Source organism: Litoreibacter roseus, from assembly GCF_009811795.1.
GTDB lineage: Bacteria > Pseudomonadota > Alphaproteobacteria > Rhodobacterales > Rhodobacteraceae > Litoreibacter > Litoreibacter roseus.
This window is the reverse complement of the sequence record NZ_BLJE01000002.1, coordinates 1,005,947-1,018,254: the sequence shown is the minus strand read 5'-3', so window position 1 is coordinate 1,018,254 and position 12,308 is coordinate 1,005,947. Positions and strand designations below refer to the sequence as shown.

Annotated in this window: 12 protein-coding genes and 1 tRNA gene; 10 read left to right on the top strand and 3 right to left on the bottom strand. The window is 57.4% G+C overall.

Annotated features, from left to right (window positions below; translation table 11 throughout):
- The first annotated feature begins 30 nt into the window (after window positions 1-30).
- From KIN_RS12035 to KIN_RS12025, 3 genes are read left to right on the top strand one after another with little or no spacing between them, the layout of a single operon-like run.
- The gene (locus KIN_RS12035) at window positions 31-1,776 is read left to right on the top strand and encodes an ABC transporter permease (RefSeq protein WP_159807200.1); all 1,746 of its coding nucleotides are present in this window, start codon (window positions 31-33) and stop codon (window positions 1,774-1,776) included.
- Between the two features lie 4 nt (window positions 1,777-1,780).
- Entirely contained in the window at window positions 1,781-2,839 is a 1,059-nt protein-coding gene (locus KIN_RS12030) for an ABC transporter ATP-binding protein (protein WP_159807198.1), read from the top strand.
- Window positions 2,839-3,444 carry a histidine phosphatase family protein gene (locus KIN_RS12025; RefSeq protein ID WP_207710129.1) on the top strand — a complete coding sequence of 202 codons (606 nt, stop codon included), beginning with the start codon at window positions 2,839-2,841 and terminating at the stop codon, window positions 3,442-3,444. Before KIN_RS12030 ends, KIN_RS12025 begins: the two co-directional genes overlap by 1 nt.
- A 74-nt stretch (window positions 3,445-3,518) precedes the next feature.
- On the opposite strand, the gene KIN_RS12020 is transcribed toward KIN_RS12025, so the two are convergent.
- Window positions 3,519-3,608 (bottom strand) — tRNA-Ser (locus KIN_RS12020).
- A gap of 238 nt (window positions 3,609-3,846) precedes the next feature.
- On the opposite strand from KIN_RS12020, the gene KIN_RS12015 reads away from it, so the two are divergent.
- From KIN_RS12015 to KIN_RS11985, 7 genes are read left to right on the top strand one after another with little or no spacing between them, the layout of a single operon-like run.
- Window positions 3,847-4,800, top strand: a complete 954-nt coding sequence (locus tag KIN_RS12015; RefSeq protein ID WP_159807196.1) for an SPOR domain-containing protein — start codon at window positions 3,847-3,849, stop codon at window positions 4,798-4,800.
- 15 nt (window positions 4,801-4,815) lie between these two features.
- Complete coding sequence (locus tag KIN_RS12010) at window positions 4,816-5,976, top strand: D-alanyl-D-alanine carboxypeptidase family protein (protein WP_159807194.1); 1,161 nt, start codon at window positions 4,816-4,818, stop codon at window positions 5,974-5,976.
- A 7-nt stretch (window positions 5,977-5,983) separates the two neighbouring features.
- Complete coding sequence (gene tmk / locus KIN_RS12005) at window positions 5,984-6,604, top strand: dTMP kinase (protein ID WP_159807192.1); 621 nt, start codon at window positions 5,984-5,986, stop codon at window positions 6,602-6,604.
- Entirely contained in the window at window positions 6,601-7,719 is a 1,119-nt protein-coding gene (locus KIN_RS12000) for a DNA polymerase III subunit delta' (protein ID WP_159807190.1), read from the top strand. The genes tmk and KIN_RS12000 overlap by 4 nt, the downstream gene beginning before the upstream one ends.
- A gap of 8 nt (window positions 7,720-7,727) precedes the next feature.
- Complete coding sequence (locus KIN_RS11995) at window positions 7,728-8,525, top strand: TatD family hydrolase (RefSeq protein WP_159807188.1); 798 nt, start codon at window positions 7,728-7,730, stop codon at window positions 8,523-8,525.
- The gene (locus KIN_RS11990) at window positions 8,522-9,316 is read left to right on the top strand and encodes an MBL fold metallo-hydrolase (protein WP_159807186.1); all 795 of its coding nucleotides are present in this window, start codon (window positions 8,522-8,524) and stop codon (window positions 9,314-9,316) included. The genes KIN_RS11995 and KIN_RS11990 overlap by 4 nt, the downstream gene beginning before the upstream one ends.
- Before the next feature lies 1 nt (window position 9,317).
- The gene (locus KIN_RS11985) at window positions 9,318-10,247 is read left to right on the top strand and encodes an AEC family transporter (protein ID WP_159807184.1); all 930 of its coding nucleotides are present in this window, start codon (window positions 9,318-9,320) and stop codon (window positions 10,245-10,247) included.
- Here the strand turns inward: KIN_RS11985 and msrA are convergent.
- Window positions 10,244-10,894: a peptide-methionine (S)-S-oxide reductase MsrA gene (msrA, locus tag KIN_RS11980; protein ID WP_159807182.1), complete on the bottom strand. Its 651-nt coding sequence runs from the start codon at window positions 10,892-10,894 to the stop codon at window positions 10,244-10,246. The genes KIN_RS11985 and msrA overlap by 4 nt on opposite strands.
- Window positions 10,895-10,947: 53 nt before the next feature.
- Window positions 10,948-12,195 (bottom strand): MFS transporter, encoded by a 1,248-nt coding sequence (locus KIN_RS11975; RefSeq protein ID WP_243144907.1) that lies wholly within the window; start codon window positions 12,193-12,195, stop codon window positions 10,948-10,950.
- Window positions 12,196-12,308: the final 113 nt, after the last annotated feature.

Below are 12,308 nucleotides of genomic sequence, written 5' to 3'. Positions count from 1 at the left end.
GTCAACTTAAGCGTAAAGAGGCATCCGGCGATGGCCGACACACTCGGGAACATTCAGAGGCGACGCTTCCTCCATCAACCGGGGATCGTACTGAAGACGGTTGTCCTTACCCTTTTGGTCCTTCTGATCCTTCTTCCGCTCGCACGGACAGTTCTGTTCACGCTTCAGCCGGACGTCATCGGCGCGTGGACAGATGTGCTAACGGGTCGCTTGTCGACTAACCTTTTCTACAAACCTCTTGGCAACACGCTCATAATCGGTGCTGTCGTGGCCAGCGGATGCGTTTTCTTGGGCGGGTTTCTTGCCTGGCTTGTTGTAATGACGGATGTTCCTTACCGGCGCCTGATCGGAGTGATGGCCACCCTGCCGTTCATGATCCCGTCATTTGCAGCTGCATTGGCGTGGGGATCGCTGTTTCGAAACGATCGGGTGGGCGGTCAGATCGGCTGGCTTCAGGGGATGGGCCTCCAGATTCCGGATTGGCTGGCATGGGGGCTCGTCCCCACGTTGATCGTTTTGACACTTCACTATTTCAGTCTTGCCTTCACAATCATCGCCGCAGCTTTGGCCACCGTGAATTCCGATCTGGTGGAGGCCGCTCAAATCGCAGGTGCAAAAGGTCACCGGCTTCTTACCGGCATTATCCTTCCCGTGACGACGCCTGCCTTGGTCGCGGCCGGATCCTTATGCTTCGCCGGTGCGGTTTCGAATTTCGCCACGCCTGCTCTGCTTGGGCTGCCTGTGCGAATGCAGACGCTGTCCACCCGGCTATTTGGGATGATCGAAGTCGGGCAAGTCGGACGGGGCTATGTTATCGGCATTCTGCTTGTCCTGATTTCCGGAGTGGTTTTATGGGCGGGCAATCGTATCGTGTCAGGTCGCAGATCCTACGCGACGATCACCGGAAAGGGAGGGCGCGCCAAACGGTTCAACCTGCGCGGCGCCCGCTGGCCACTTTTTGCTCTGGCCATGATCCCGCTTTTTGCCTCGACGGTCGTGCCGGTGATCGTCTTGATCGCATCAAGCTTGGCACCGTCCTCTGCCGATTTATTCTCAGGCTGGACGTCCCATTACTGGATTGGCGAGAGTGATCCTTCGTTCGCGCAAGGCATACCGGGCATAGCACACAACGCCGACATTGTGCGGGCCCTTATGGTGACACTCGCGCTTGGTCTCTCCGTCGCTTTGACCGGGATGATGATCGGGCTGCTCGCGTCCTACACGACCGCTCGGTTCCGAGAGGGATGGATGTCCGCCGCGATCACGCAAATCAGCTTCTTGCCCCTGCTGGTTCCAGGCATCGCCTTCGGGGCAGCCTATATTGTATATCTCGGTGCTCCGATCGGACCATTTCCAGCGCTATATGGCACCTTCGCATTGCTCGTTATTGCGGGCACGGCCTATCTGCTTCCGTTCTCGGTTCAGACCGGACGGGCAGTCATTCAACAGGTCGGTGGTGAGCTGGAAGAGAGCGCGCGCCTGACAGGCGCCGGGTTCTTCAGACGGCTGATGGCAATCACCGTGCCTCTGGCAGTGCGCGGGCTCGCGGCGGGTGGGATCCTCATATTTGTGAAGATTGTTCGCGACCTGTCACTTGTCGTGCTGCTCTTTACGCCGACGATGCCTGTTTTGTCCGTTCTGGCTTACCGCTACGCCTCAGAGGGGTTCGCGCAGTTTGCCAATGCGATCACCGTGGTGATCCTCGCGATATCGATCGCGGCCACGCTCATTGCCAACAGGTTGCAGACGAAATCGCAGCCGTGGCTGAAGGACTGACTTTATGCTGGAAATCAAACATCTCACCAAACGGTTCGGAGAGTTTGAGGCGGTCAAAGACGTCTCAATCTCGGTTCCGGACGGCGCATTTCTAGTGCTGCTTGGCCCGTCGGGATGCGGGAAAACCACACTTTTGCGAATGCTCGCCGGGTTGGAACTGCCCAGCGAGGGGCAGATCCTGTTTGACGGAACAATCGTCTCAGACGGCGATCGCGCATGGTCCGCTGATCCGGCCAAGCGCAATTCCGGACTCGTTTTTCAGTCCTATGCCCTCTGGCCGCACATGTCTGTTCGAGGCAATGTCGAGTGGCCACTCAAGGTCATGAAGATGCCGACGGCCGAGCGAACAAAGCGTATTGATGACGTGCTGAACCTATTGGATATCCACCAGCTCGCAGATCGCTACCCAAACGAAATCTCCGGCGGTCAACAGCAGCGCGTGGCAATCGCACGCACGATTGCGCCAAAGCCATCTGTCCTTCTTTTTGACGAACCTCTCTCAAATCTCGATGCGAAGCTGCGGGTGGAAATGCGAACAGAGCTTATGAGGCTGCACCGCGCAACCGGTGCAACGACCGTCTACGTAACCCACGACCAGATAGAAGCGATGACGATGGCCAGCCACGTGGCGGTCATGAATGGCGGTCGGGTTCAGCAATTCGGCGCACCCGCCGAGCTTGTCGAACGCCCTGAAACGGCCTTTGTCGCGACATTTGTCGGCACCCCACCCAACAACGTAATCGAAGTAAAAAAGAACGGCGCGGGCTACACTATAGGTGGTCGCCATATGCCCGTCGATCCACCGGTTGACGACTGTCTTGCCATGTATCGTGCAGACGCCCTGCGGATAGGTTCCGCGGCCAGTCAGAGAAGCTTGCCGATGGAACTTGTCGAGGTCAGCGCCATCGCCGGACGCACGATGGTCACAGGTCTTTCGGATGCGCTTCGTTTGACTGCGATTGTAGACGTGCCGGTCAAAGCACGCATCGGCGACACCGTCGAATTCGAGCTTCCAGAAACACCGCAATGCTGGTTCACGCCAAGCGGCGAAAGGATCAGTTGATGCGTCTTCTTCTCGTTCGCCATGGGCAATCCGAATGGAACGCCTCACACCGCCTTCAGGGGCAAGCTGATATCAATCTGTCGGACGTCGGTCGCGCTCAGGCCGATGCGCTCCGGTCAACCATCGAAGGGATCGGCTACTGTCGTGCGCTCTCGTCTGATCTCGCGCGCGTCCGGGAAACCGCGGCCCGCATCGGTGCGCCTGACCCGATATTAACCTCCGATCTGCGGGAAATTGACGTAGGCGATTGGACAGGTCGCACAACCGATGACATCGTGGCAGAGGACGAAGCCGCCTATCTGGCCTGGCGCGCTGGCACCGGGACACCGCCCGGAGGCGAGCCATGGACCGCTTTTGTGGATAGAGTGTCAGCAGTGATCGAGCGGGAAGCCGAGAACAGATGTGAAAACTTGCTTGTCGCATGCCATGGCGGCGTGATCCGAGCGATCTTGCAACGATTTCTCAACTTGCAACCCGCCAGCATCATACCCGTGGCCCCTGCCAGCTTGACCGCCTTGCGACTTGCAAATGCAACCGGCGCTCCACCTCGCTTGGAGCTATTCAACTATCGCCCAGACAACCTCGATTTTGCAGCACCGGACTGAAGAGTTCATACGTGCAGGACGATCAAAGCCGACGCTCCGACCGTTGATCTGGGCGACAAACAAAGGTTGTGTAGTGGCGGAGGCTGTGGGATTCGAACCCACGGGACGCTCTCACGCCCAACGGTTTTCAAGACCGCCGCATTCGACCACTCTGCCAAACCTCCGGTAGATGCGGTGCCTAGCGGCACTATCGCGATTCTGGAAGATACAACATTCCAGATGACGGAATGCCGAAATTTGCCGAATCTTGTCTGAACTCTTTGCAATGGGCCTGCCGGTCAACTAAACTCGCGCCAGCGGATCAGTCCGCAAGAGCACAGGTAGACGCCCGCAAACACCAAAGCGGGACGCCAAGACAGCGCGAAAAACGCGCGAGAGGTTAGAGCATTGGGGACGAAACGCATGGGACATCGCGGAGCGCGGCATGTTGTTCTGGTTGGGACAGCATTGTTTGCATTGGCTGGATGCGAAGAATTCAAAGAATTCACAGCGAAACAAGCCGACGATAAAGAGGCAACCGCCACAGCATCAGCGGCAGGCACGGCAAACGTGGCCGAGTTGGAACAGCGCGATGTCGAGGCGCCGGAGGTTTTTCAGGCCACCGACCAAGGTCTTTGGGACGGTCGTCCATCACTGGGCGGGGTCTGGGTGGCGCACCCGGACGTGAAAAATCCCGAACGCGTTGTCATCCGCAACGAAGCGAACGGAAAAAGCGTCGTGGGTGCGCTGTTCCGGCGCGAACGCGACAATCCGGGACCCGTTATGCAATTGAGTTCTGACGCAGCCGAAAGCCTTGGCGTTCTTGCGGGGCAACCGGTGTCGCTTGCGGTGACCGCCTTGAAGAAGGAAACCGTCGCACCTGCCGCAGTGGTGTCCACTGAGGCTGCAACCACGCCTGAAGGTATTGAAGAGGGTGCCGACGAAGCCGCGACAGGAGATACGGCAGCGCCCGGTGCGATCCAGCAGTCCAGCCTCGATCCACTTGCCGCAGCCGAAGCAGCGATCGAGGAATCTGAGGCACTTGCACCGGGGACGCCACCTGCATCGGATGCAGCGCAAGCTGCACCCTCTACTGCGGTTGCAGCAGCGCCTGCAGCGGCTGAGCCAGAAACTAAGTCCAGGCTTCTGAGACCCTATGTTCAAGTCGGCCTCTATGACGACCGGGCTGCGGCGGACGCGACCCTGACGACCCTCAGTGCGGCTGGCGTGGTACCCGTGCTGAGTGAAGAGGTCAGGAAGGACAAGACTTTCTGGCGCGTTACCGTCGGACCCGCGATGAATTCCACTGAACGCCGTGCGTTGCGCAAGCAAGTGCGTGATCTGGGCTTCAAGGGTATTTTTTACACCACCGGATAAAGGAACAGGTCCGCAATGCGCACCATCTTAACCGTTCTCTTCCTTGGTCTTGGCGTCTTGACAGGGCCGGTCGCTGCGTTTGAGACAGCAGCCAAGTCCGCGATTGTTCTAGACGTCGGCACCGACCAGACGCTGATGGAAAAAAATGCGGACATGGCTTTGCCCCCCGCATCGATGTCCAAGCTGATGACGCTGAATATGGTGTTCGAAGCACTTGAGGACGGACGCCTGTCTCTTGATCAGATCCTGCCAGTTTCACAGCGGGCCGCGGCCTACGGTGGATCTTCCATGTTCCTGACAGACCAGGACAGGGTCAGTGTAGAGGATCTAATCCGCGGTGTTGTTGTACTTTCCGGCAATGATGCAAGTGCCGTCTTGGCAGAGGCTGTGTCCCCCGATGGGACCGAGCGTGGGTTTGCTCAGATGATGACCCGACGCGCGGAGCAGCTGGGCATGACCAATTCGGTCTTTGCCAATTCTAACGGATGGCCTGCACCCGCACACCGGATGTCCATGCGCGACCTCGCAGTCCTTGCCAAGCGGCTGATCACAGAGTTTCCCCAATATTACGGCTATTTCGCCGAGACCGAGTTTGAGTTCGACGGGCGGGTGCCTGACAACCGCTTCAACCGAAATCCGCTTCTTGACCTGAACATTGGAGCAGATGGCCTCAAAACGGGTCACACCCAAGAGGCGGGGTATGGTCTTGTCGGCTCTGCCATTCAGGGCAACCGCCGGATCGTATTCGTGCTGTCGGGCCTTGATACGGAACGGGCACGAGCAGAGGAAAGTGAGCGCATCGCGAACTGGGCATTCCGGCAGTTCGCAGAGAAACAATTGTCCGAAGAGGGCATTGTGATTGCAGAAGCCGATGTCTGGATGGGGCAAGCCTCCCGCGTTGGGATGGCAACCACGAAGGACGTCAGCATTCTGATCCCGATCCTAGACCGCGAAGGCGTGAACGCAAAGATTACTTACGAAAGCCCCATCTTAGCGCCAATCGAAGCAGGTGACAAAGTTGCAGAGCTGATCGTCTCCGTCCCCGGCCTGTCTGATGCGACCCACACACTTATAGCAACGGAAACCGTACCGCGGGGTGGGTTTGTTGTTCGGATCCGGACTGCGGCCAGCGCCTTGCTCAAACAGTTGACGGGTCAAGCCGCCAGCTACTTCTGATCCACTCTTGAGCGGGTTCTTCCTGACATTCGAGGGCATCGACGGCTCCGGTAAATCGACGCAGGCCCGGCTTCTGGCTGGTCATTTGCAGGCAACGGGGCACGAGGTGATTTTGACCCGCGAACCCGGTGGGTCGCCGGGCGCCGAAGAAATCCGCCGATTGTTGGTCGAAGGCGATCCAGGCAGATGGTCCGCAGAGACCGAAATTCTTCTGTTCACCGCAGCACGACGTGATCATCTGGAGCGGACGATAGAACCTGCGCTTGAGGCAGGGAAAACGGTGATATGTGACAGGTTCGCCGACAGCACGCGGATTTACCAAGGGGTTGCGCGCGGGGATCTGCGCGGGATTGTTGATACCCTGCATCGCCAAATGATCCAGAAAGAGCCTGATCTGACGATTGTGATTGATATGGATCCCGATAGCGCCCTTGAACGCGGATTGGCACGCGGGTCAGGTGAGGACCGCTTTGAAGAATTTGGGGCGACCTTTCAACATTCCTTGAGACGCGGTTTCCTCGACTTGGCCAAGGACTTCCCCAATCGCTGTATCGTTGTGGATGGCAATAATGGTGCGCAGGATGTCAGCCTGCAAATCAACCAAGTTCTGGCGAACAGACTGCCATGACTGATGACGCGCCCGCTCAAGCTGATCAGATCGAAGGGGCGCCGCATCCGCGAGAGACCCGCGTTCTTCTTGGCCAAGATGCGGCAGAGCAAACATTTCTGACTGCGTTCAACGACAACCGTCTGCATCATGGCTGGCTGATCACCGGTCCGCGCGGGGTTGGCAAGGCGACGCTGGCATGGCGCATCGCAACCTTTCTTTTGGCAACACCCTTGGATGATGGCGGGATGTTTGTCCCGCCTACGCCTGAAACGCTCGATATCGCTGATGATCATCCTATCCGAGCGCGCCTTGCCGCCCTGTCTGATCCGGGTCTGTTCCTACTCCGTAGACCGTGGGACGAGGAGAAGAAACGTCACAAAGCTCAGATAGCCGTAGATGAGGTGCGCAGACTGAAAGGGTTTTTTTCGCTCACCAATCCGGATGGTGGGCGTCGGGTGGTCATTGTCGACACAGCCGATGATATGAACCCAAGTGCGGCCAATGCCCTTCTGAAGATACTGGAGGAACCGCCAAGCGATTGTATCCTGCTGCTCATCTCTCATCAGCCGTCCCGTTTGCTGCCGACCATCCGATCTCGTTGCCGCGAGTTGCGGTGCGCAACACTCAGCGCCGATGATATCCAGCGCGCGCTGATCGCAAGCGGTATCGAGCCCGGCGATGCAGGTGCAGCCTTGGCAGAACTTGCAGCGGGTTCCGTCGGTGAGGCCATCGGGTTGCTGACCCTTTCCGGTGTCGCGCTTTATGAACAACTGGTCAGTCTGGTCGCGGGACTACCTGATTTTGACCGAGCCAAAGCGATCACCCTAGGGGATCGGCTCGCGAAACGCGGTGCTGAAGTCGAGTTCGACCTGTTCATCCGATTGACGGACACCCTTCTCTCTCGCCTGTCGCGCGCAGGCCTGGGACTAGTAGAAACTGAAGCCGTGCCCGGCGAAGCAGCCATGCTGGCGCGCCTTTCCCCCAACGCTAACGCGTCCCGCGCGTGGGCCAGTGTAGCGGCCGAGATCGGTGCGCGATTGCGTCACGGGCAAGGGGTGAACCTTGACCCTGCGTCTCTGGTCCTTGATATGGTGATGACACTACAAGAGACGGCGGCGCGCACGGCCGCATGAAGGGCCTGATGAGCGCTGAGACACCGCCTGAGATCACTGACAGCCACTGCCATCTCGACTTTCCGGATTTCGACGGGCAGTTGCCTCATGTAATCGAGCAAGCCAATGCCGCTGGCGTCACGCGTATGGTCACGATCTGCACGAAATTGCGACTGGAACCGCAAGTCCGCGCGATCGCAGAGGCTCATGAGCCGGTATACTACGCCGCAGGCACCCATCCCATGAGCGCAGCCGACGAGCCAATGACATCAGTGGATGTGCTGGTCGCCCTTGCGGACCATCCGAAGTTTGTAGGGATCGGTGAGACCGGGCTGGATTACCACTATACGGCGGACAGCAAGACTACACAGCAGGAAAGCCTTCGCATTCATATAGAGGCGGCGCGTAAGACAAAGCTGCCACTTATCATTCATGCGCGGGATGCGGATGAAGACATGGCACGTATCCTGACCGAGGAACACAATTCTGGACCCTATACCTGCGTGATGCACTGCTTTTCCTCGGGCGCCGCATTGGCAGAAGCCGCGCTGGACCTTGGGTTCTACCTGTCGATGTCCGGCATTGCGGCCTTTCCCAAAAGCCAAGCGCTGCGAGATATCTTCGCAAGGGCCCCAGTAGATCGGATCCTTGTGGAAACCGATGCGCCCTACCTCGCCCCGCCGCCCTTTCGCGGTAAGCGTAACGAACCGGCCTATACCGCACACACCGCGAAGGTCGGTGCGGACATCTTTGGTCTCGACTACCCGGATTTTGCAACGCAAACCCAGCGGAATTTCGACAGGCTTTTCTGGAAAGCCGCTGCATGAAGCAGCGTTTCACAATTCTCGGATGTGGGTCATCTGGTGGCGTGCCCCGTTTGGGCGACCACTGGGGGGATTGCGATCCTGAGAATCCAAAGAACCGACGGCGTCGGTGCTCCCTGCTTATAGAACAGATCGGGCCGGATGGGACGACAACTGTTCTGATCGACACATCCCCCGATCTGCGCGCGCAACTCTTGGACACGGGCACCGGACGGCTTGATGGCGTGGTTTATACCCATTCCCATGCGGATCACGTACACGGCATCGACGATCTGCGCATGATTGTCTTCAACATGCGGGAAAGATTAGATATCTGGGCGGACGGACCGACACAAGATGCCCTTCTGTCGCGCTTTGGCTACGTGTTCGTGCAACCCGAAGGCTCCCCTTATCCGCCCATCCTGAACCTGAATACGATTGACGGCGATGTTAAGATCGACGGCGCGGGGGGAGTGCTGACGCTCTCACCGTTCAAGGCGGGCCACGGCTCTATTGATGCGCTTGGGTTTCGCGTCGGGAATGTGGCCTATCTGCCTGACGCCGAGACGCTCTATGATCACACGCGCGACGCATTGGCCAATCTGGACTGGTTCATTATCGACGCGCTCCGTCGAACACCCCACCCAAGCCATTCCCACCTAGACAACACTCTGCAGTGGATCGAAGATCTTCAGCCCAAACGAGCCGTCATCACCAATATGCATATCGACCTCGACTATGACACGGTTGAGGCCGAAACCCCGGCGCATGTGACACCAGCCTTCGATGGCCTGATCATAGAAGTCGACCTCTAGCATGGGCGCCCTGCTGCAAGTCATTCTGCCGGTTTTTCTGGTGATCGGTTTCGGATTTGTCGCGGTCAAACGAAATCTATTTTCGCCGGACGGTGTCGACGGCCTTATGAAGTTTACCCAAAACTTCGCCATCCCATGCCTGCTGTTTCGCGCGATTGCAGATCTTGAACTAGGCGCATACTTCGCGCCGCCGCTTTTGATTTCTTACTATCTTCCGGCAGTTTCTCTGTTTTTCGCTGGCATCTTGGGGGCGCGATTGCTCTTCAACCGTCCTTGGGAGCATTGCGTCGCCATCGGCTTTTGTGCGCTTTTTGGGAATACAGTTCTATTGGGTCTGCCGATCATGGAACGGGCCTATGGGGCAGATGCGCTTGATCCCAACTACGCGATCATCGCGCTGAATTCGCCCACCTGTTATCTGCTGGGGATTGCAGCAATGGAGATTGTGCGGGGCCGCGGTGCTGGTGCCGGCGCCACGATCCTATCGATCTTCAAGGCTATATTTCGCAATGCGCTCGTGATCGGCATCATGCTGGGATTTGCCGTCAACCTGAGCGGCTTTGCCCTGCCAAACGTGCTGAACGAAGCAATTGATCTGATGATCCGTGCAGCCCTGCCTGCCGCTATCTTCGGCTTGGGCGGCGTCTTGGCGCAGTACCGGATCGAAGGTGACATCGGTCCCGTACTGATGATCTGCGCCTTCACATTGATCCTTCAACCGGCGGCAACTTGGGGATTGGGTATCGCGTATGAGCTGGATGAGGCCGCTTTTCGGTCGGCGATCATCACAGCGGCCATGGCGCCTGGGATCAACTGCTATGTCTTCGCAAATATGTACGGTGTGGCAAAGCGCGTTGCTGCCTCGACCGTTTTGATCGCGACCGCACTGTCAGTGATTACTACGTGGGGGTGGCTGGCCGTCCTGCCCTAAACTGCAACGCCAATTGGGCAGGTCACACCTGTTCCACCGATCCCGCAATATCCGCGAGGGTTCTTTGCCAGATACTGCTGGTGGTATTCCTCGGCAAAGTAGAACTCGGGCGCATCTACGATCTCGGTCGTGATTTCGCCAAAACCTGCACTGATCAGGCGGGGCTGGAACTCAGCTTTCGTCTTCATTGCCGCATCACGTTGGCTTTCGTTGAAGACATAGACGCCAGACCTGTACTGCGTGCCAACATCATTACCCTGCCGCATTCCTTGGGTGGGGTCGTGGCCTTCCCAGAACACCCGCAGCAGTTCCTCGTAGCTGATTACATCCGGTTCAAACACCACACGCACCACTTCGTTGTGACCCGTTTGTCCGGTGCAGACTTCCTCATAGGTGGCGTTCGGTGTGTACCCGCCTGCATAGCCGACCATCGTCAAATGAACGCCATCAAGCTTCCAAAACATCCGCTCGACGCCCCAGAAACATCCCATGCCAAACATCGCGACCTCCATGCCCCTTGGGACATCCGGCGTCATCTTGTTGCCAAAGATGAAATGCGTGTCAGCTGTGGGGATCGGCGCATCGCGTCCAGGCAAGGCGGTTTCAGCCGTAACGGAATGCACCTTTTTCTTCTGGAACAAAAACATGGATGGTCTCCTCTATCTCTTATCTCGGATATAGGGCGCCGACTGTCCAAAGGCTACTCCGCAGGCTCTGCAACAAGCCGTGAGAATATCGTTTCGTTCCCTTTTTCAGGATGCCTTGGGATCAACATCGACAACACAAGCGATCCGATCGCCATCGCCGCCGCCAATACGAAAACTGCGCCGGGCGACTGCACCCAAAGGTAACCCAGAAGAAACGGCAGGAAAACGGCGGCTATGTGGTTGATCGTAAAAGCGACGGCAGCTGTCGGAGCGATGTCACCCGGATCAGCGATTTTCTGAAAATAGGTTTTGATCGCGAACGCCATCGAGAAAAACAGGTGGTTGATGACGTAAAGCGATGCGCCCACCAAAACGCCCCAGCCAAAATAGTAGATACCGCCATAGGCCAGAAAAACGAGTGTCAGGCCGATGTATTCAAGCATCAGCATCTGACGTTCACCGTAAAACCCGATGGCCCGCCCGATAAGCGGCGCGAAGATCATGTTGGCCACGTAGTTGATCAGAAACAGCGCTGTGATCTCGTGTACTTCGAAGCCAAAGCGCTCCACCATCATGAAAGCGGCAAACACCACGAAGATCTGACGCCGCGCACCCGACATAAATTGCAACGCGTAGTAGAGCCAATAGCGGCGACGCAGAACCATCTTCTTGACTTGCGGATGAGGTGCTTCGAACTGCGGATAAAAAAGAAAACAGAAGATCGCGATTGCGACGCAAATTCCGCCTGCAGTCAGGTAGACGAAGTTGTAGCTCAGATCGAAAGCTTTCCACGTCAGGACCAACAGACCATAGGCGATCAGCGATGCAAACGATCCAGCCGCCGTGATCCAGCCCAAGAGCTGCGGCGCTTTCTCTTTCTCGATCCATTGCAGCTGCAGCGACTGGTTCACCGTCTCGTAGTAGTGGAACCCGATAGAGCTTAGGAAGGTGACGATCAGAATACCCTGATAGTCGGGAAACCAAGCCGTCACAGCCGTCGCCCCACCCAGCAGGATCAACGAAAGAAGGCCCAAGACCTGCTCCCGGATAAAGATGATCAGAAAGATTACGCCGATGGCAAAGAAGCCTGGAATCTCGCGTACGGTATGGAGCCAGCCAATCTCGGCCCCCGTGAAGTCTGCGACCTCGATAACGAAATTGTTAAGCAATGCAGACCAGACCGCGAAAGCAATCGGCATCGCAAAAGCCATCAGGAACAGAAGGAAGACCGGCTGTCGGTGAAACGGCAGTCTTCTGGCGTCAGCGAGCGAGACGCGGCGTAATGTGTCACCGAGCATCATGTTTTCGCCTTACGCCTATTCCGGGCCAATTGCGAGGGGAATGCTTCGACCCAACACATACTGGGCAGGTTGCGTGCAAAACGCTGATCTGTAGAAGATCAGCAGACCAGCAG